Here is a 20,051-nt window from a genome sequence, read left to right as displayed (position 1 = left end):
CCCCGCGCCGCTGTGCCCTCTTTTTTGTGTTTTTGTTGTCGCCACACCGCCTCCCCTCCCCGCGCGGCTGCGGCGCGCGGCCGGCCGCCCCGCCCCGCCCCCCCCCCCCCCCCCCCCCCCCCCCCCCCACGCCCCCAAGATCGTTTCCTTCCCGCTGTCGGAGGTGAAGCGGCTGACCGGCATCGAAGTGCCCCGTGCGGAAAGCCTCGATATCCTGTCGCGCCTCGGCTTCAAGCCTGAGGGCTCGGGTGATGTCGTCAAGGTGGCGGTGCCCTCCTGGCGCCCCGATGTCGACGGCAAGGCCGACCTGGTCGAGGAAGTCATGCGCATCCACGGCGTGGACAACATCGCACCACAGCCGCTCGGCTCGCATGACGCGGTCAACGCCAGGATTCTCACCACGTTGCAGGTTCGCACCCGTACCACCAAGCGCGCGCTCGCGGTGCGCGGCATGATGGAGGCCGTCACCTGGTCGTTCATCCCGGCCAAACACGCCGAACTGTTCGGCGGCGGCCAGACGGCGTTGAAGCTTGCCAATCCGATCGCCGCCGACATGTCCGACATGCGGCCGTCGCTGCTGCCGGGACTGATCGCCGCTGCCCAGCGCAATGCCGACAGGGGCATTGGCGACGTCGCGCTGTTCGAAGTGTCGGGCACTTACGAGGGCGACGGCTCCGACCAGCAGCGGCGCGTGGCCGCCGGGGTGCGGCGCGGCACGGCCAAGCTCGACGGTTCGGGCCGTAACTGGGCCGGCAATTCGGGTCCGGTCGGCGTGTTCGACGCCAAGGCCGATGCCATCGCGGCGCTCGAAGCCTGCGGCGCGCCGGTCGATCGGCTGCAGATCGAGGCGGGCGGCCCAGCCTGGTATCATCCCGGCCGTTCCGGCACGATCAAGCTCGGCCCGAAGACGGTGCTCGGCACCTTCGGCGAGTTCCATCCGAAGACGCTGGAGGGGCTCGATGTCTCCGGGCCGCTGTGCGGCTTCGAAGTGTTCGTCGATGCCGTGCCCGAACCGAAGGCTAAGCCGACGAAGACCAAGCCGACGCTGGAACTGTCCGCCTTCCAGGCGGTGAAGCGCGACTTTGCTTTCGTCGTCGACAAGGGAGTCGAGGCCGGCACGCTGGTGCGCGCGGCGCTCGCCGCCGACAAGAAGCTGATATCAGGCGTTTCGGTGTTCGACATTTTCGAGGGCACATCGCTCGGCACCGACAAAAAATCCATCGCCATCGAAGTGTCGATCCAGCCGGTCGAAAAGACGCTGACCGACGAGGATTTCGAGGCGCTGGCCAAGCGCATCATCGAGAATGTCGGCAAGCAGACGGGTGGCGTGCTGCGGACGTAGAGGGTTGCCGAGCTACGGCGAATCGCCGTCCAATGGGCGATGAACCATCTCCGCTATTCCGGGCTCCCGTTCGAAGAGCAACGCGCGGCGTTTCTCGACATCATCGCGGCAGACCCGCTTGTGCGCCAAGCGCTGGCGCGCGCCCGCACTTTCGCGCTACCGGACTGGCTGGTGGTCTCCGGCGCGCTCTACAACAGCGTCTGGAACTACCTGACAGGAAAGCCGTCGGGCTACGGCATCAAGGATGTCGACCTGTTCTATTTCGATGAGAGCGACCTGTCCTATGAGGCCGAGGACGCCATCATTCGCCGAGCGGCGAAGCATTTCGAAGGGCTGCCGGTGCCGGTCGAGGTCCGCAATCAGGCGCGGGTTCATTTGTGGTACCCGCAAAAGTTCGGGCAGCCCTGTCCGCGCTATACGAGTTCCAGCCAATCCGTCAGCTTCTTTGCCTCTAAAACTCACGCGGTTGGGGTGCGTTTCGACGCGGATGGGCAGTTGGAGTTGGTGGCGCCGTTTGGGCTCGACGACATGTTTTCGTTTCGGATTACGCCGAACCGGGTGATGGATAATCAGCGGACGCATGAGGCGAAGGGCAAGCGGGCGGAGGCTAACTGGCCGGAGATCAGCGTGGTGCCGTGGTAGGCGTTGCCGGAATGTCGGCGCGAAGCGCCCCCCTCTGTCCTGCCGGACATCTCCCCCTCAAGGGGGGAGATTGGCAGTTCCACGGCTGGCGCTTCACTTAACCTCTACGATTGGCGAAAGCCAGAATGACAGCCGATCTCCCCCCTTGAGGGGGAGATGTCCGGCAGGACAGAGGGGGGCGCTTCGCGCCCGCATATCACAATCATCTGCATCGCGCGGCATTGAAGAGGGAGCGCCGCAGCGCCCCTTTCAATCAACCAGCGTTCATCCCTCACCCATTCACCAGCGCCAGCAGCTCCTCGGTGTAGCGCTTCCCTACAACCTTGTCCGGCGACAACGCATCGCCGATTGCCCGCACTTCGGTAGCGCTCAGCTCGATCCCGGCCGCCGCCGTGTTCTGTTCCAGATGGCGGATCTTTCGGGCGCCGGGAATCGGTACGATGAAATCGCCCTGGTGCAACACCCAGGCGAGCGCCAGCTGCGCCGAGGTTACGCCCTTTTGCGCCGCCAACTTCTCCAGCGTAGCGATAACCTGGGCATTGGCCGCCATGGCATCGGCCTGGAAACGCGGCAGGCCGCGGCGCCAGTCGTCGTCGCTCAGGGCCTCGGGCTTGGCGATGGTGCCCGTCAACAGGCCACGACCGAGCGGGCTATACGGGACAAAACCGATGCCGAGCTCTCGGCAGACGGCGAAAACCTCGTCCTCCGGGTCGCGGCTCCACAGCGAATATTCGCTCTGCACGGCAGCGATTGGATGCACGGCATGGGCCCGGCGGATGGTCGCGGCACTTGCCTCCGACAGGCCGAGCGCGCGCACCTTGCCCTCGCGCACCAGTTCGGCCATGGCGCCGACCGTGTCCTCGATCGGCACATTGGGATCGACGCGGTGCTGGTAATAGAGGTCGATGACATCGGTGCCCAGCCGCTTCAGCGATGCCTCGGCGACGGCCTTGACGTGCTCCGGACGGCTGTCGACGCCGGCCATGCGGTCGGTGCCGGTGCCTTCCTCCAGGATCTTGAAGCCGAATTTGGTCGCGATGGTCACCTTGTCGCGTACGGATTTCAGCGCCTTGCCGAGCAGGATCTCGTTCTCGTAGGGGCCGTAGACTTCGGCCGTGTCGAAGAAGTTGACGCCGATCTCGACGGCACGATGCAGCGTGGCGATCGCGTCGGCTTCCGCCTGGCCGCCATAGCCGAAACTCATGCCCATGCAGCCGAGGCCGACCGGGTAGACGTTCAATTCAGTTCCTAGTTTGCGGGTTTGCATCACGCGTCTCCTTGTTGCGATGCGACAGAGATAGCGCCTTGCACTTCGTTCGATAATCGGCTCTTCTACGCACAGGCCGTTCCAATAAATAGATCAATGAACCGCGCACATCTTTCACAGCTGGCCGTGCTGGCAACCGTCGCCCAATGCGGCAGCTTTCGCGGCGCGGCCAGGGAACTGGCCATCGCGCCGTCGGCGGTCAGCCACGCGGTGTCCAGCCTTGAAGCACGGCTTGGCGTGCGGCTTCTGTCGCGCAGCACACGCAGCGTAGCCCCGACCGACGAAGGCGCACAATTGCTGGAGCGCTTGCGGCCGGCGCTGTCGGAGATCGATCTTGCGCTGGAAACCGCGATCGAGGCGCGCGACCGGCCGGCCGGGAATCTGCGGCTCACCGTGCCGCGCACCGCCGCGCAGCTGACACTGGCGCCACGGCTTGGTGCCTTTGCCCAGGCCTTTCCCGACATCGTGCTGGAGATCGTCATCGAGGACCGCTTCACCGATGTGGTCGAGGGCGGCTTCGACGCCGGCGTGCGGCTCGGCGAGAGCCTGCAGCGCGACATGATCGCCGTGCGGATCGGCCCGCCGATCCGAGGCGCGGTGGTTGCCGCCCCATCCTATTTCGAGACCATGCCGCGCCCGAACCACCCGCGCGACCTGGCGGGGCATCGCTGCGTCCGCTTCCGATTTTCCAGCGGCGTGCTCTACCGCTGGGAATTCGAGAAGGATGGCGAGGAGCTGGAGATCGCCGTCAACGGACCGCTGATCGTCGGTGAGGATCGCCTGAACGTCGAAGCCGCGATAAACGGCGCCGGCCTGACCTTCGTGTTCGAGGGCTATGTCAATCAGGCGATTGCCGACGGCAAGCTGATCCGCGTTCTGGACGACTGGTGCCCGCCCTTCGACGGGTTCTTCGTCTATTATCCAAGCCGCCGCCAAATGCGGCCGGCGCTCAGGGCTTTCGTGGATTTCTTCAGGGTGAGCGGATAGATGCGCGATCGCCCTCCACACAAGGGAAGGGTCGCGCAGCAACTGCCAATTGGCTTTTCGGCCGATTTCGGGCAACCTCGTCAGCTGTAATCGACATGGAGAAGCGTGATGTTCCGATGGGGTGTTCTGTCGACGGCCAAGATCGGCCGCGAGCAGTTGTTGCCGGCGATCGCCGAGGCACAGAACGGCGTGCTGTCGGCGATCGCCAGCCGCGATCCGTCCAAGGCCAAGGCGCTGGCGGAGCGCTTCGGCGCGCGCCATGCCTTCGGCTCCTATGAGGAACTGCTGGCTTCGAACGAACTCGACGGCGTCTACATCCCGCTGCCGACATCGCAGCATGTCGAATGGACGGCCAAGGCCATCGAGGCCGGCAAGCATGTGCTGGTCGAAAAGCCGCTGGCGCTCGACGCCAAGGACATTCAGCCGCTGATCAAGCTGCGCGACGCCAGGAAGGTGCTGGTCTGCGAAGCGTTCATGGTTATCTATCACCCGCAATGGATCAAGGTGCGCGACCTCATCGCCAGCGGCGCAATCGGCCGGCTGCGCCATGTTCAGGGTGCGTTCTCCTACTACAATGTCGACCCCAACAACATGCGCAACCAGCTCGATCTCGGTGGCGGCGCACTGCCCGACATCGGCGTCTACCCGACCGTGTCGACGCGGTTTTCCACCGGCAAGGAGCCGCTGCGGGTTCAGGCGACGATCGAGCGCGACAAGACATTCGGCACCGACATCTATTCCTCGATCCGTGCCGATTTCGGCGACTTCGAACTGTCCTTCTACCTGTCGACCCAAATGGCGGCGCGCCAGGTGATGGTTTTCCATGGGGAGAAGGGCTTCATCGAGGTTTTCTCGCCCTTCAATGCCGGGCTCTACGATCATCACCGCGTCGAGCTGCACAACCAGAACCACACCGAGGCGCAGGTATTCCGGTTTCCCGGCACCCAGCAGTACCGGCTGGAGGTCGAGACCTTCGCGCGGGCGGCGCAAGGCGGCACGGAGCGTGTCTTCACGCTGGAGGAATCCGTGCTCAACCAGAAGGTCATCGACGCCATCTTCCGCGCCGGCGGCAAGGACGGCTGGGAACCGGTCTGATTTTTGCGTCGACGCCATTCCGGGAAACCGCTTTTTCCCAGAATGGCTTTAGCCGGCTAATTGGGAGGGGAAAATGGCTGACGATGCGGATGTTATCATTGTCGGCGCCGGCCTTGCCGGGCTGGTCGCCGCCGCCGAGCTTGCCGATGCCGGCAAGAAGATCATCATCGTCGACCAGGAACCCGAGCAATCGCTGGGCGGCCAGGCGTTCTGGTCGTTCGGAGGCCTTTTTCTCGTCGATTCGCCGGAGCAGCGGCGCATGCGCATCCGCGATTCGCACGATCTGGCCCTCGAGGACTGGATGGGCACCGCCGCGTTCGACCGGCCGGAGGATCATTGGCCGCGCAAATGGGCGGAGGCCTATGTCGGCTTCGCCGCCGGCGAGAAACGCTCCTGGCTCATGCAGCGCGGCCTGAAATTCTTTCCGGTGGTCGGCTGGGCCGAGCGCGGTGGCGGCAACGCCATCGGCCACGGCAATTCGGTGCCGCGCTTCCACATCACCTGGGGCACCGGCCCCGGCGTGCTCGAACCTTTTGTCCTGCGCGTGCGCGAGGCGGAAAAGCGTGGATTGATCAGCTTCAGGTTCCGTCACCGCGTCAATGAGTTGACCCGCACGGGTGCGACCGTCGACGGCGTGCGCGGCGAAATCCTGCAGCCGAGCACCGTCGAGCGCGGCCACAAAAGCGCGCGCGACATCGCCGGCGATTTCGCGCTCAAGGCGCAAGCGGTGATCGTCGCCTCCGGCGGGATTGGCGGCAATCATCAGCTGGTGCGGGAAAACTGGCCGCAGCGGCTCGGCACGGCACCGAAGCGCATGATCACCGGCGTGCCCGACCATGTCGACGGCCGCATGCTGGCGATCACCGAACAGGCCGGCGGCTCGATCATCAACCGCGACCGCATGTGGCACTATGTCGAGGGCATCAAGAACTGGGCGCCGATCTGGACCGACCATGCGATCCGCATCCTGCCCGGCCCGTCATCGCTGTGGCTCGATGCCAGGGGCAAGCGCCTGCCGGTGCCGCTCTATCCCGGTTTCGACACGCTGGGCACGCTCAGCCACATCATGAGCACCGGCTTCGATTATTCCTGGTTCATCCTGACCAGGAAAATCATCCAGAAGGAGTTCGCGCTGTCGGGCTCCGAACAGAACCCGGACTTGACGGGAAAGAGCTGGCGTCAAGTGCTCGGCCGCGCCACATCCGGCATTCCGGGGCCGGTCAAGGCGTTCATGAACAAGGGCGAGGACTTTATTGTCGAAGCCGACCTGCCGACGCTGGTAGCGCGCATGAACGCACTGGCCGGCGGCGAACCGCTGCTGGACGTCGGCCAGGTCGAGCGCGAGATCCGTGCCCGCGACCGGCAGCTCGACAATCCGTTCTCCAAGGACATGCAGATCACCGCCTTGCGCGGCGCCCGCGCCTATCTCGGCGACCGGCTGATCCGTACCGCCAGGCCGCACAAGATGCTCGACCCGGCAAATGGCCCGCTGATCGCGGTGCGCCTCAACATCCTGACCCGCAAGACGCTGGGCGGCCTGCAGACCGATCTCGACAGCCGCGTGCTGGGTGCCGACGGTCGGCCGGTCGCGGGACTCTATGCCGTCGGCGAGGCCGCCGGTTTCGGCGGCGGCGGCGTGCATGGCTATGCGGCGCTGGAAGGCACGTTCCTCGGCGGCTGCATCTTTTCCGGCCGCGGCGCCGGCCGGGCGGCGGCCGCCTCGGTGCAATAAGGCTCAAGCCGCGAGACGATAAGGCCGCTCACCAGTGCCAGGAACCCTGTCCGAGGGTGGCAACCGCGTCGACGATGCGGGTGAAGCTTGCGCGGGCACGGCCCACCGTGTGCCGGGCCCTGAGATAACCGTGCACCAGGCCTTTCTCCTCGAGCCAGACGGCACGCCCGCCTGCCGCTACGACGCGGTCTCGATAGGCTTCGCCATCGGATGAAAGCGGGTCGCATTGCGCCGTGACCAGCACGGTCGGCGGCAGGTAGGCGAAATCGGCGTCGGCAAGCGGCGACTGCGTGATGTCGCCGGTGCTGTCGACGCCGCCAGTGCGAATGTTCTTGTAAAACTCGAGATCGCGTATGGTCAGCATCGGCGCCTCGGCATGTGTCACGTAGGACCCGCGCGACGAGTCGCCGCCAAGACCGGGATAGATCAGTACCTGGCCGATCGGTTTTTTCACATGGCCGCGTGTCGCATGGCTGACGGCCGCGGCAAGATTGCCGCCGGCGCTGTCGCCGCACAGCAGAATGGGGTGTTTGCGATTGGCGGCAGCCCAGTCGAAGGCGCTCATCACGTCGTCGAAGGCGGCCGGATGCAGGTGCTCCGGCGCCAGCCGGTAATCGACCGAGATCACTTCGTAGCCGGTGCGGGCGCAAAGCTCGGCGCAGACGTCGTCGTGGCTGTCGAGCCCGCCGAGCATGAAACCGCCGCCATGGACATAGAGCACCGTCACCGCTGCTCGCGGCGCGCCTCGGTAGATGCGGATCGGGATATCGCACGCCGGCCCGGCAATAGCGGTGGTCTCCGCTGTCACCCCCTCGGGATAGCCGGCAAAGAACTCCCGGCACATGCGGTCATAGATCTCGCGCTGCTCGGCAATCGTGTAGTCGATCGTATCCGGCGGGTAATAGGAATTGGTCCGCTCGATGAAGGTCCGGGTCTCGGCGTCGATGAGTTTGCCGTAGTCGGTCATACCGACTGTGAAGGGCGAGCCCAGGCGCCCCCCTCTGGCCTGCCGGCCATCTCCCCCTCAAGGGGGGAGATTGGTTGTCGCGACAGCTTTCGCCAACCTTCTACGTTGCAGGAGGAGCGCCGAGCCTGAAACTGCCGATCTCCCCCCTGGAGGGGGAGATGCCCGGCAGGGCAGAGGGGGGCGCCTCGCGCCGTTATCCCCGGCATTCCTCTATCTTCCCTTCCACACCGGGTCGCGCTTTTCCGCAAACGCGCGGAATCCTTCCATATTGTCCTCGGAGCCATACAGCGCATCGACCGTCGGCAACTGGCGGCGCGTCACTCTGTTCATCGCGTCCTGGAAGGTCAGCGCTTCGGCCACGCGCGCCGTCTCCTTGATCGCGGCGAAGACCAGCGGCGGGCCGCTGGCCAAAAGCCTGGCGATCTCCCAGACACGGTCCTCGAGTTGCTCCTTCGGCAGCACTTCGTTGACGAGGCCCCAGCGGTGCGCCTCGGCGACATCCATCCAGCGGCCGGTGAGCAGAAGGTCCATCGCGACATGATAGGGGATGCGTTTCGGCAGCTTGATGGTCGCCGCATCGGCCAGGGTGCCGGCTCGGATTTCGGGCAACGCGAAGGAGGAATGGTCCGAGGCGTAGATGAGGTCGCAGGACAGCGCCAGTTCGAAGCCGCCGCCGACCGCCATGCCATTGACGCAAGCGATGACAGGCTTGTTGAGATCGCGCAGCTCCTGCAAGCCGGCAAAGCCGCCGACGCCGTAATCGCCGTCGACCGCATCGCCGCCGGCAGCAGCCTTCAGGTCCCAGCCGGCGCAGAAGAACTTGTCGCCGGCGGTCCTGACGATGGCGACGCGCAAGGCGGGATCGTCGCGGAACGCCTTGAAGGTTTCGCCCATCAGCCGCGATGTCTTGAGGTCGATGGCATTGGCCTTGGGCCGGTCGAGCGTAACCTCGAGAATGGTGCCCTCGCGGCGGGTCGAAATGACGTCAGACATTCTTCTTCTCTCCCAGCACCAGCAGCGCGTCGGCGATCCAGGCGCCCTTGCCTTCCGCGCAGACGATCAGCGGGTTGATATCCAGTTCCTCGATCTCGCCGGCATTCTGCTGGACGAAAGCGGCGATGCCCGAGATGGCGTCGATGGCCGCCACGACATCGGCTTTTGGCCGGCCGCGATAGCCTTCGAGCAGCGGGTAGAGTTTCAGCCCACGCAATGCCGCCTCGATATCGTCGCGCGTCGCCGGCAGCATCAGCGTGACGCTGTCGCGCAGCAACTCGACCAACACGCCGCCGGTGCCCAGCGTCATGACCGCGCCGAACATCGGATCGCGGGTGAAGCCGACGATCAGTTCGGCGACGCCGTCGCGCACCATGCGCTCGACGTAGAGCCCGGTGCCGAGCGGCAGCAGATCATGCGCCGCCGTGCTGACCGATTCGGCATCCTTGAGATTGAGCCTTACTGCCCCGACCTCGGATTTGTGGGTGACGCCCAACGCCTTCAACGCCACCGGGAAGCCGAGCGCCATCGACGAGATCACCGCCTCGACCGAATTGCCGGCGCGTTCGCCTTTCGGCACTGGAAGCCCGGCCCCGATCAGCCGTGCCTTCGCCTCGGCTTCATCTGGCGTGATGTGATCGCCGCCTGGCGCGCCGGAGGCGGACGTGTCGATCGGCTGCGCCTGCGGCTCATGCCACGCCCAACCGATAAAGGCTGCCGCTTGCGCGGCGTCCATGGCTTCGGAAATGCCGAACAACGGCACCATGCCCCGCGCCATCAGCTCGGCTGTGTATTCTTCCGGCAGGTTCTCCGGCAGCGAGGAGACGATGGCGCCATGCGCCTTGTTGGTCTTCAGCGCCGATTCGAAGGCGCGCAGCGTCGCCCACCAGTCGGTGACCGAGCAGCGGTCGGGACGCGGAAAGTCGAGCACCAGCATGTTCAAATCGAAGCCGCCGGACACCATGGCTGTGAAGGTGGCGGTCATCGCCGGCTCGTTGTTCCAGATGAAGGTGTGATAGTCGAGCGGGTTGGCGACCGCGACCAGCGGCCCGAGCGTCGACTTGACATGGGCGCGATGCTGGTCGGTCAGGACCGGGAAATTGACCCAGCGGCCTTCGGCGCTGTCGGCCATGACGGAGGCCTCGCCGCCCGAACAACTCATCGACGACAGGCGATAGCCGGGCAGCGGACCGGTGATGTGCAGCAGCTTCAGCGCTTCGATGAAGGCGGGGATGGAATCGACGCGCGCGATGCCCAGGCGCTTCAGGAAAGCGCCCGACGCTGCGTCCGAGCCGGCGAGCGAGGCGGTGTGCGAGACGGTCGCCTGCCGCGCCTGTTCGGAGCGACCGACCTTCATGGCGATGATCGGCTTCTTCAACTCGCGCGCCCGTGCCGCCAACCGTTCGAAGCCGGCTACCGAATCGAAAGCCTCGATATGCAGGCCGAGCGATGTTACCCGCTCGTCCTCGATCAGGCCGAGCGCCATTTCGGACAGGCCGGTCTGCGCCTGATTGCCGGCGGTCATCAGGAAGGCGATCGGCAGGCCGCGCTTCTGCATCGTCATGTTGATGGCGATGTTGGACGATTGCGTGATGATCGCGACGCCCTTGCCGCCCTCGGCCAGCCTTATGCCGCCATGCTGGTCGGGCCACAAAAGCGCGCCGTCGGCATAGTTGATCAGGCCATAGCAGTTTGGGCCGATGATCGGCATCTGGCCCGCCGCCGCCACAAGCTCGGCCTGCAGCCGCTCGCCATCGGCGTCGTAGGCCTCGGTTTCGAGAAACCCCGCGGCAAAGCAGACCGCGCCGCCGGCGCCGCGTTCGGCCAAGGCCTTGATCACTTCGATGGTCAGGTGCCGGTTGACACCGACAAAGGCGGCGTCTGGCGCGCCGGGCAGGTCGGCGACCGAGCGATAGGCCTTGCGGCCGGCGACCTCATCCTTGCTCGGATGCACCGGCCAGATCTCGCCGGCAAAGCCCATCTTGATCGATTGCGCCACGACAGCGGCAGCCTGCGCGCCGCCGAAGACGACGATCGATCTGGGGCGGAGGAGACGTTCAAGCTTGTGCATGGATCAGCCCCCAACCGCCCGCAGCAACGCCCGCGAAATGATGTGACGCTGGATTTCCGACGTGCCTTCCCAGATGCGCTCGACACGGGCGTCGCGCCAGATGCGCTCCAGCGGCAGGTCGTCCATCAAACCCATGCCGCCATGGATCTGGATCGCCTCGTCGGCGACGAAGGCGAGCATTTCGGTGGCCTTCAACTTGGCCATGGCCATGTCCTGGTCGGTGACGGTGCCCTGATCGTACTTCCAGCCGGCTTCGAACACCATCAGGTCGGCGGCCTTCAATTCGGTCGCCATGTCGGCGAGCTTGAACGAGACGCCCTGGAACTTGCCGATCTGCTGGCCGAACTGCTGGCGTTGCGCGGCATATTCCACCGCATGGCCAAGCGCCCGCTCGGCCCGGCCGAGACAGGTGGCGCCGACCTGCAGGCGGGTGGCCCCGAGCCACGAATTGGCGACGTCGAAACCCTTGTGCACCTCGCCCAAGACTTGGCTCGCCGGCAGGCGGCAATCGTCGAATTCGAGAATGGCGTTGGTGTAGCCGCGATGCGAGACGTTGCGATAGCCGTCGCGCACCGTGAATCCCTTGGTGCCCTTGTCGACGAAGAAGGCGGTGATCTTCTTGCGTTTGCCACGCGGCGAATCCTCTTCGCCCGAGGCCATGAAGACGATGGCGAAGTCGGCGAGATCGGCGTGGCTGATGAAATGCTTGGTGCCGTTCAGCACCCAGTCGTCGCCGTCCTGCACGGCGGTCGCCTTCATGCCGCGCAGGTCCGAACCGGCGCCCGGTTCGGTCATCGCCAGGCAATCCCATTTCTCGCCGCGGATGCAGGGAAACAGGTATTTTTCGCGCTGCTCAGGCGTGCCGGCCAGCAGAATGTTGGAGGGACGCGCGACGCAGGTCCAGTGCAAGGCGTAGTTGGCGCGGCCGAGTTCCTTCTCGTAGAGCAGCCAGGTCACCGTATCGAGGCCGGCACCGCCGACGTCCGCCGGCATGTTGGCAGCATAGAGCCCGGCTTCGATCGCCTTGGCCTTCAACTCCTCGATCAATTCGCGGCGCAGCACGCCGGTGCGTTCCACCTCACGCTCATGCGGGTAAAGCTCGTTCTCGACGAACGCGCGCGTCGTCTCGACGATAAGCTTCTGTTCCTCCGACAGACCGAAATCCATGGTCTCAGCCTTTCTTCTTTTTCCTCGGTTTTTCGGCCTTCTTCACCGGCTTCAATGCCTTGGCTTTTTCGGCCGCCTTGGAAGCGGTAGGCTTTTTCGCCGCCAGCTTGGCCAACTGCTTCGTATAGTCCTTGTGCAGGGCACCGGCACCCCAGCCCTTGCCTTTGTTCTGCTTGGACAGCGCGTCCATGATCGCGACCAGATTGTCGTCGCGGATCTTTTCCAGTTCGCGGATCGACAGGCCGTGGGCCTGGTCGTCCGACTGAGTGGCGATCAGGTCGACCAGCTCGTCGTTGAATTCCGGGACATCCATGAGCTTGGTCCATGGCCATTTCAGGCACGGACCGAACTGGGCCATGAAGTGGCGCATGCCGGCCTCGCCGCCGGCGACGCGATAGACCTGGAACATGCCCATCTGCGCCCAGCGCAGGCCGAAGCCATAGCGCATGATGTCGTCGAGCTCCTCGACGGTGCAGATGCCGTCCTTGATCAGCCACAGCGCCTCGCGCCACGCTGCTTCGAGCAGGCGGTCGCCGACGAAGGCCTCGATCTCCTTGCGGATGACGACAGGCTTCATGCCGATCGAGGCGTAGATCTCCTTGGCGACCTCGATCGCCTCGGGAAAAGTCTGGTCGCCGCCGACGATCTCGACCAGCGGTAAGAGATAGACCGGGTTGAACGGATGGCCGACGACCAGCCGCTCGGGGTGCTTCTTCATCGCCACCTGCATGTCGCTCGGCTTGATGCCCGAGGTCGACGAGCCGACGATGGCGTTGGCGGGCGCGTGGGTGTCGATCTCGGCCAGCACGCGGTGCTTGAGGTCGAGCCGTTCCGGCACGCTCTCCTGGATGAAGTCGGCATCGGCGACCGCCTCGGCAATGGTCTTGGCAAAGGTCAGCCTGCCCTCTTTCGGCAGGCCGCCGGGCACCATCTGCTTATAGGCGCGGCGCGCGCCCTTCATCACCTCGCCGACCTTGCGCGACGCCTCGGGGTCGGGGTCGAAGATCGACACGTCGATGCCGTTCAGCAGCAGGCGCGCCACCCAGCCGGCGCCGATGACGCCGCCGCCGATGGCGGCCGCCTTGTTGATGATGCTCATGCGGAAGCTCCGGTTCTTGTCCTGGCTGTTTCTGGGTCGATGAGAGGCACGCGCTCGCCGGTGCGGACCACTGAGGGGTCGTAGGCCCTGCGGGCAAAGACTTCGAGCACGAAGGGCCGGAAGAAATCGATCGGCAGCGTCTCGTATTTGGGGTCGAAGCTCGACTGGTCCCAGCGTTCGCAAAACTGGTCGCAATCGTCGAAATAGGCATGGCCGGCGAAGCAGTCGCGCGCGTGACGGTTGCCGCCGAGGTGATGGGCATAATAGAGGCGCTGGAAGTCGCCATGCTTCTCCACCACCCAGGTGCATTGCTCGCGCACGAAGGGTTTCAGGATCGAAGCCGCATATTCATCGTGATTGTAAGGCGCGTAGATGTCGCCGATGTCGTGCAGCAGCGCGCAGGTGATCCAATCGGTGTCGGCACCGTCGCGCCAGGCGCGCGTCGCCGCCTGCAGGGAATGGCCGAGCCGTGTGATCTTGTAGCCCGACAGACCCTCGTCGAGCTGCACCAGCGCGTCGAGCAGGCGCTCGCCGGTCCTGGCCGCATAGTCGATCTCGTGCGCGGTCAGGAATTCGTAGTCTTCCCGGTCGCCATCCTTCATCGCGGTGAATTTTACGGTAGTCACGCCGACCTCCCAGCGAATAATTTATGCCGCTATCGGCGCCCGCTTGGTCAGGTTCAGCTTCTTGCGCACCTCCTCCGGGCCGAGGATTCGGGCGCCGAGATTGGTGACGATACTGGCCGCGCGTTCGACCAGCTGCGCATTGGTCGCCAGCACGCCCTTGTCGAGCCACAGATTGTCTTCCAGCCCGACGCGAACATTGCCGCCGGCCAGCACCGCGGCGGCGACATAGGCCATCTGGTTGCGGCCGATGGCGAAGGCCGACCAGTTCCAGGTCGACGGGACGTTGTTGACCATGGCCATGAAAGTGTTGAGGTCGTCAGGCGCTCCCCACGGCACGCCCATGCAGAGCTGCACCAGCGCATCGGGATTGAGCACCTTTTCCTCGACCAGCTGCTTGGCGAACCAGAGATGGCCGGTGTCGAAGGCTTCGATCTCCGGTTTGACGCCGAGCGCCGTCATCATGCCGCCCATGGCGCGCAGCATGCCGGGCGTGTTGGTCATGACATAATCCGCCTCGGCGAAATTCATGGTGCCGCAATCGAGCGTGCAAATTTCCGGCAGGCACTGGCGCACATGCTCCATGCGGTTGGTGGCGCCGCCCATGTCGGTGCCTTTCTCGTTGAGCGGCAGCGGCGCCTCGGGCGATCCGAACACCATGTCGCCGCCCATGCCGGCGGTCAGGTTCAGGATGACGTCGACGTCCGCCGCGCGGATGCGCTCAGTCACCTGGCGGTAGAGATGCACGTCGCGTCGCGGTTTGCCGGTGTCGGGGTCGCGGACATGGCAATGGACGATGGCGGCACCGGCCTTGGCCGCATCGATCGCCGAATCGGCGATCTGCTTGGGCGAGCGCGGCACATGCGGGCTGCGGTCCTGCGAACCGCCGGACCCGGTTACGGCACAGGTAATGAAAACCTCACGGTTCATCGCGAGCGGCATGGAAAATCCTCCCAATCGGACAACAGGCCAAGAATGCCTGACTTGCCGGAAACTGTTTTGCGTTTTACGAAGTTTCCATGGCTAAAAGCGAAAAACCGCCGATCTTTCGTGCCGAGCGCTCGCCGCTCAAGGTCACGCTGCTGGTGTTTTCCGGCTCGTCCATCATGTGCGTGGCCTCAGCCGTCGACCCGCTGCGTGCCGCCAACCGTATCTCCGGCGAGACCCTGTTCGATTTCAAGCTGGTCTCCGTCACCGGCGAGGCCCCGGTCACCACATGCGGCCTGCCGGTGGCGGTCAGCGGCCGCTTCGACGCGGCCGAGCAGACCGATATGCTTGTCGTCGTCGCCGGCTTCGGCACCCAGAACTATGCGACGTCGGCCCTGCTGTCCGGCCTGCGCCGGGCGGCGCGGACGGCGCGCGCCTGTGGCGGCGTCGAGGCCGGCACCTGGCTGGTGGCGCGCGCCGGCCTGCTGGAAGGGCGTAGCGCCACCACCCACTGGGAGGACATGGAGGAGTTTTCCACGGCCTTTCCCGGCGTCGATGTGCGGCCCGACCGCTATGTCATCGACGGCCCGGTCTTCACGTCGGGCGGCGCCTCACCTACCTTCGACCTGATGCTGCACCTGATCCGCACGCGGCTCGGCATGGCCGTCGCGCTCGATGTCGCCAGCGTCTTCATCTACGACCAGGCACGCGCCTCAACCGATGCGCAGCCGCTGGTCTCGCTCGGCCGGCTCGACGGCTACGACCCGCGTCTGGCGCAGGCGATCCGATTGATGGAGGCGCATGTCGACCAGCCGCTGACCATTGAAGCCGTGGCAAAGCGCGCCGGCGTGACCGCGCGAACCCTGGAGAGCATTTTTCGCAAGTCGATCGGCGAGACGCCGGGCGCCTATTATCTCAGGCTGCGCCTGGGTGCGGCGCGCCGGCTGGTGGTCGACACCAGAGTGGCGATGGCCGACATTGCGGGGCGGACCGGATTTTCGTCCGCCGCGGCATTTTCGAGGGCTTTCTCACGGGCATTCGGTGAAGCGCCGGTCAGGCTGCGACGCGGGTAGCGCTTGTCGCCCAAAAGCGTGAAGCGGTTTTGGGAAGCATAGACAAAGATCGATCAGGCAGCGTTCTGACGGTCGCTGCCGCTATCGATCTGCGAGCGCATCTGCTTTGCCAGGTGGGTTTCGAAACGGCTGGCAACGGCACGATCCCACTCGTTCGAGCGGCGTGCGCCATCTTTCGGATGCGGCAATTCCATCAACCGGTCGATGATCGATCCGGCCTCGCCAGGTGAGAGCAGGGCGTCGATTTCACGTTCGTTCTGCATATCGGTTCGCCTCCTTCTTCCTCTCCCGCCACGAGCCATTCTTATACGAGATTCGTGACGGCAGTTTGAAGGCAAGAGCGAGGCGATTGAGGGGCGTCAAAGGGCAAAACCTTGTCGTCGGATATGGGCGCGCGCAAAGCCGTTCCAGGGCGTCGCCGCTGGCAAGGTAACGGCGCTTTGCACTCAGAGTCCGTTTGAATGGCTATAGCTTGAGGTCGATTGCGAAGATTGGCGCCGCCCCTCATTGCCCTGCCCGTCCTCCGCAGCAGCTGCGGAGGGTGGACTGGACATTTCTCCCCGTTAGAGACGGGGAGAAAGACGCCTTCAAACGTACCTGTTGACGATGTTTTCGAGCAGTTCCTGGCGGCCGGAGCGCGGTTGCGGCTCGATCTTTTTCTTCACCACCCGCTCGGCGATGTCTTCCAGCGAGCGCTTGCCCGACAGCATCGCCTTGGCCTCGGCGCTGTTCCAGCCGGCATAACGCTCGGCCAGCGGGCCCGACAGCGCCTTGTCCTCGACCATGCGAGCGGCGGCCTTGAGGCCGCGCGCGCAGGAATCCATGCCGCCGACGTGGCCGATCAGCAGATCCTGCGGATCGAGCGACTGACGGCGCAGCTTGGCGTCGAAATTGGTGCCGCCGGTCTTGAAGCCGCCCGCTTGCAGCACCTGGTAATAGGCCAGCGCCATCTCCGGCACATTGTTGGGGAACTGGTCGGTGTCCCAGCCGGACTGGTAGTCGTTGCGGTTCATGTCGATCGAGCCGAAAATGCCGAGCGCGTTGGCCAACGCCAGCTCGTGCTCGAAGGAGTGGCCGGCGAGGATGGCGTGGCCCTGCTCGATGTTGAGCTTGACCTCCTTCTCCAGCCCGAAGCGCTTGAGGAAGCCGTAGACCGTCGCGACGTCGTAGTCGTACTGGTGCTTTGTCGGCTCCTGCGGCTTCGGTTCGATCAGGATCGTGCCCTTGAAACCGATCTTGTGCTTGTAATCGACGACGAGACTGAGGAACCGCCCGGCCTGCTCCTGCTCGCGCGCAAGATCGGTGTTGAGCAGCGTCTCGTAGCCCTCGCGTCCGCCCCACAGAACATAGTTCTCGCCCTTCAGCCGCTTGGTGACGTCGAGGCAGCTTTTCACCGTCGCCGCCGCATAGGCAAAGACATCGGGATCGGGATTGGTTGCCGCACCGGACATGAAACGGCGATTGGAGAACAGGTTCGCCGTGCCCCAAAGAAGCTTGACGCCGGTCTGCTTCATCTTGCCCGCAAAATAATCGGCGATTTCGTCCAGGCGCGCCGCACTTTCGGAAAAATCCTTGCCCTCGGGCCGCACGTCGGCGTCGTGGAAGCAGAAATAGGGTGCGCCGAGCAGCGAGAACATCTCGAAGGCGACATCGGCCTTGAGCTTGGCCAGTTCCATCGTGTCGATGCCGCCGGCCTTGGGAAACCAAGGGCGGTCGAAGGTCTGGCCACCGAACGGATCGCCGCCCGGCCAGGCGAAGGAATGCCAATAGGCGACGGCAAAGCGCAGATGGTCCTCCAGCCGCTTGCCGGCCACCACCTCGTCGGGATTGTAGAACCGGTAGGCCAGCGGATTGGTCGAATCCGGTCCCTCATACTTGATCTTCTGGATGTCGCCGAAAAATCCGCTGCTCATTGGTTCTCTTCCTCTCGATTAATCCGCCCCGATTACCTCAGGCGTAATTGGTTTCGCTCTTGCGTCCGCCGAAAAAGCTCATGTCACAGCCACCCGACAAAGGAGACAGACCATGACCGACCTCAACACGATCGCCCAAAACTACATCACCGCCTGGAACGAAGGCGACGCGAAGCGCCGCGCCGAGTTGCTCAAGGCGACCTTCACCGAAGATGTCAGCTACCGCGATCCGCTCATGCAGGGCGACGGCCATGATGGCCTCGCCGCGCTCATCGACGGCGTCCAGCAACGCTTTGCCGGCTTCCGCTTCTCGCTGAAGGGCACGCCGGACGGCTTTGCCGACAATATCCGCTTTTCCTGGAATCTCGGCCCCGAGGGCACGCCGTCCGTCATCGAAGGCACAGATATCGGCATCATCGAGAATGGCCGCCTGAAGAGCGTCACGGGTTTTTTGGACAAGGTGCCGGCGCAGTGAGGATTTCTGGGTAAGGCGGGCGTGAGGCGCCCCCCTCTGGCCTGCCGGCCATCTCCCCCTCAAGGGGGGAGATTGGCAGCTCTTACGTCGGCTCCCGACTTGCAGCGCTGGCGATTGGCGAAGACCGAAAAAGAGCTTGATCTCCCCCCTAGAGGGGGAGATGCCCGGCAGGGCAGAGGGGGGCGCCTCGCGCCTACTCACGCCGTTGCCGCCCTGATCGCCGGATACAGCGCCCGGTAGCGGTCATAGGCATCCGCGTAAGCGCCGCCAAGCGCGGCATCAGGTTCGATCGTGGCATCCGTCCTCGGCGCCTTGCAGACATCGAGCGGATCGGCGCCCGTCGCGGCAATCAGGCCAAGCCTGGCGGCGCCGAAGGCGGCGCCGAAATCGCCGTCGGCGGGAATGTCGACCGGCAGGCCAAGCGCGGTGGCAATGGCTTTCAGCCAATAGCGCGAGCGCGAGCCGCCGCCGATTGCCGTTACGCGCGTCAATGTGGTGCCCGCTATCCTCAACGCTTCGAGACTGTCGCGAAAGGCAAAGGCGACACCGTCGAGCACGGCCTGGGTCAGTACGGCGCGGCTCGACTCATGACCAAGGCCGGTGAACGCGCCGCGAATGGCCGAATCATTGTGCGGCGTGCGTTCACCCGAGAGATAGGGCAGGAAGGACACGCCGCCCGGCGCCTTCAGCGTGTCGCCGAGTTCGGCGGTCAGTTCGCCCGCGCCCTTGCCCGTGATTTCCGACAGCCAGTTCAGCGAATCCGTCGCCGACAGGATGACGCCCATCTGGTGCCAGGTGTTCGGAAGCGCGTGGCAGAAGGTATGGACGGCACTTGCCGGGTTCGGCAGGTAGGACGCGTTCGCGGCAAAGAGCACGCCCGACGTGCCGAGCGAGACGAAGGCGTGGCCCGCGCCCACCGTGCCCATGCCGCAGGCCGAAGCGGCATTGTCACCGGCGCCACCGGCAATCGGGATGCCCGCCTGCATGCCCCATTTCGAAGCCAGTTCGGCGCGCAGGGCGCCAGCTCTGTCGGTGCCTTCGACCAGCGACGGCATCTGTCTTTCGTCGAGCGACGTCGCTGCCAGCAATTCGGACGACCAGCGACGCTTGCCGACATCGAGCCAGGCCGTGCCGGCCGAATCCGACATTTCCGAAATATGCTCCCCGGTCAGCCAGAGCCGCAGGAAGTCCTTGGGCAGCAGCACCTTCGCTACCCCGGCGAAGGCAGCGGGCTCGTTGTTCTTGACCCAGGCAAGCTTCGGCGCGGTGAAGCCAGGAAAGACGATGTTGCCAGTGAGTTCGCGGAAGCGAGGATCGGCATCGAGCGCCGCTGCCTCGACATGACTGCGCGTATCGTTCCACAGGATGCAGGGGCGCAGCACCTTGTCGGCCGAATCGAGCAAGGTTGCACCGTGCATGTGGCCGGACAGGCCGATGCCTTTCACCGCCGCGAGTTGCCCTGGATGGGAAGCCCTCAATTCGGCAATTGCTTCGTCGCAGGCGCGTATCCATTGAGCCGGATCCTGTTCCGACCAGCCGGGGTGCGGACGCGATACGTCGAGCGACGCATGGCCGGAACCGATGACGGACTGTCCCGCATCGATCAGCAGCGCCTTGATACCCGACGTGCCCAGGTCGAGGCCGAGATACATGATTTCCTCCCTTGCCATTAATTTTT

18 protein-coding genes are annotated in these 20,051 nt (G+C 64.8%); 7 read left to right on the top strand and 11 right to left on the bottom strand.

Translation table 11 applies throughout. The annotated features are described in order from the left end of the window. Positions 1 to 1,342 (top strand): phenylalanine--tRNA ligase subunit beta (locus tag NKJ26_RS17905; RefSeq protein WP_352696352.1); only part of this gene is annotated, 1,342 nt, incomplete at its 5' end. A 39-nt stretch (positions 1,343 to 1,381) separates the two neighbouring features. Next, on the top strand, positions 1,382 to 1,984 hold the full coding sequence (locus NKJ26_RS17900) for a nucleotidyltransferase family protein (RefSeq protein WP_352696351.1): 603 nt from the start codon (positions 1,382 to 1,384) through the stop codon (positions 1,982 to 1,984). Between the two features lie 271 nt (positions 1,985 to 2,255). Here NKJ26_RS17900 and NKJ26_RS17895 read toward each other — a convergent pair whose 3' ends face one another. Further along, a complete protein-coding gene (locus tag NKJ26_RS17895; RefSeq protein WP_352696350.1) occupies positions 2,256 to 3,251 on the bottom strand; it encodes an aldo/keto reductase in 996 nt (331 codons plus the stop codon). Positions 3,252 to 3,347: 96 nt separating this feature from the next. Here NKJ26_RS17895 and NKJ26_RS17890 point away from each other — a divergent pair, with 96 nt between their 5' ends. The 3 genes from NKJ26_RS17890 (at position 3,348) to NKJ26_RS17880 (ending at position 7,065) form a co-directional block, all read left to right on the top strand. Continuing rightward, complete coding sequence (locus NKJ26_RS17890) at positions 3,348 to 4,238, top strand: LysR family transcriptional regulator (RefSeq protein ID WP_352696349.1); 891 nt, start codon at positions 3,348 to 3,350, stop codon at positions 4,236 to 4,238. Positions 4,239 to 4,346: 108 nt separating this feature from the next. Further along, entirely contained in the window at positions 4,347 to 5,333 is a 987-nt protein-coding gene (locus tag NKJ26_RS17885) for a Gfo/Idh/MocA family protein (RefSeq protein WP_352696348.1), read from the top strand. Positions 5,334 to 5,406: 73 nt separating this feature from the next. Continuing rightward, the gene (locus NKJ26_RS17880) at positions 5,407 to 7,065 is read left to right on the top strand and encodes an FAD-binding dehydrogenase (protein WP_352696347.1); all 1,659 of its coding nucleotides are present in this window, start codon (positions 5,407 to 5,409) and stop codon (positions 7,063 to 7,065) included. Between the two features lie 28 nt (positions 7,066 to 7,093). Here the strand turns inward: NKJ26_RS17880 and NKJ26_RS17875 are convergent, their stop codons facing one another. The 7 genes from NKJ26_RS17875 to bcoG form a co-directional block, all read right to left on the bottom strand. After that, positions 7,094 to 8,032: an alpha/beta hydrolase gene (locus NKJ26_RS17875; protein ID WP_352696346.1), complete on the bottom strand. Its 939-nt coding sequence runs from the start codon at positions 8,030 to 8,032 to the stop codon at positions 7,094 to 7,096. A gap of 210 nt (positions 8,033 to 8,242) precedes the next feature. Next, on the bottom strand, positions 8,243 to 9,025 hold the full coding sequence (locus NKJ26_RS17870) for a carnitinyl-CoA dehydratase (protein WP_352696345.1): 783 nt from the start codon (positions 9,023 to 9,025) through the stop codon (positions 8,243 to 8,245). Continuing rightward, the gene (locus NKJ26_RS17865; protein ID WP_352696344.1) at positions 9,018 to 11,096 is read right to left on the bottom strand and encodes an acetate--CoA ligase family protein; all 2,079 of its coding nucleotides are present in this window, start codon (positions 11,094 to 11,096) and stop codon (positions 9,018 to 9,020) included. Before NKJ26_RS17865 ends, NKJ26_RS17870 begins: the two co-directional genes overlap by 8 nt. A 3-nt stretch (positions 11,097 to 11,099) precedes the next feature. Next, the gene (locus NKJ26_RS17860; RefSeq protein ID WP_352696343.1) at positions 11,100 to 12,263 is read right to left on the bottom strand and encodes an acyl-CoA dehydrogenase family protein; all 1,164 of its coding nucleotides are present in this window, start codon (positions 12,261 to 12,263) and stop codon (positions 11,100 to 11,102) included. A gap of 4 nt (positions 12,264 to 12,267) precedes the next feature. Beyond that, complete coding sequence (locus NKJ26_RS17855) at positions 12,268 to 13,362, bottom strand: carnitine 3-dehydrogenase (RefSeq protein WP_352696342.1); 1,095 nt, start codon at positions 13,360 to 13,362, stop codon at positions 12,268 to 12,270. After that, positions 13,359 to 13,988: an HD domain-containing protein gene (locus tag NKJ26_RS17850; protein ID WP_352696341.1), complete on the bottom strand. Its 630-nt coding sequence runs from the start codon at positions 13,986 to 13,988 to the stop codon at positions 13,359 to 13,361. Before NKJ26_RS17850 ends, NKJ26_RS17855 begins: the two co-directional genes overlap by 4 nt. A 21-nt stretch (positions 13,989 to 14,009) precedes the next feature. Then, entirely contained in the window at positions 14,010 to 14,927 is a 918-nt protein-coding gene (gene bcoG, locus NKJ26_RS17845) for a 3-dehydrocarnitine:acetyl-CoA trimethylamine transferase BcoG (RefSeq protein ID WP_352696340.1), read from the bottom strand. Between the two features lie 77 nt (positions 14,928 to 15,004). Between bcoG and NKJ26_RS17840 the strand changes: the two genes are divergently transcribed. Then, positions 15,005 to 15,985: a GlxA family transcriptional regulator gene (locus NKJ26_RS17840; protein WP_352696339.1), complete on the top strand. Its 981-nt coding sequence runs from the start codon at positions 15,005 to 15,007 to the stop codon at positions 15,983 to 15,985. A gap of 53 nt (positions 15,986 to 16,038) precedes the next feature. Here the strand turns inward: NKJ26_RS17840 and NKJ26_RS17835 are convergent, their stop codons facing one another. Beyond that, entirely contained in the window at positions 16,039 to 16,248 is a 210-nt protein-coding gene (locus tag NKJ26_RS17835) for a hypothetical protein (protein WP_352607641.1), read from the bottom strand. Between the two features lie 324 nt (positions 16,249 to 16,572). Continuing rightward, positions 16,573 to 17,898 carry a xylose isomerase gene (gene xylA / locus NKJ26_RS17830; protein WP_027023953.1) on the bottom strand — a complete coding sequence of 442 codons (1,326 nt, stop codon included), beginning with the start codon at positions 17,896 to 17,898 and terminating at the stop codon, positions 16,573 to 16,575. A 112-nt stretch (positions 17,899 to 18,010) separates the two neighbouring features. Between xylA and NKJ26_RS17825 the strand changes: the two genes are divergently transcribed. Continuing rightward, on the top strand, positions 18,011 to 18,373 hold the full coding sequence (locus tag NKJ26_RS17825; protein WP_352696338.1) for a nuclear transport factor 2 family protein: 363 nt from the start codon (positions 18,011 to 18,013) through the stop codon (positions 18,371 to 18,373). Positions 18,374 to 18,570: 197 nt separating this feature from the next. Here NKJ26_RS17825 and xylB read toward each other — a convergent pair whose 3' ends face one another. Further along, complete coding sequence (gene xylB / locus NKJ26_RS17820) at positions 18,571 to 20,025, bottom strand: xylulokinase (protein ID WP_352696363.1); 1,455 nt, start codon at positions 20,023 to 20,025, stop codon at positions 18,571 to 18,573. Positions 20,026 to 20,051: the final 26 nt, after the last annotated feature.

Source organism: Mesorhizobium sp. M0152 (assembly GCF_040322415.1).
In the GTDB taxonomy this organism is placed as follows: Bacteria; Pseudomonadota; Alphaproteobacteria; order Rhizobiales; family Rhizobiaceae; genus Mesorhizobium.
The sequence above is the reverse complement of the archived record's forward strand: the minus strand, read 5'-3'. Positions and strand labels throughout refer to the sequence as shown.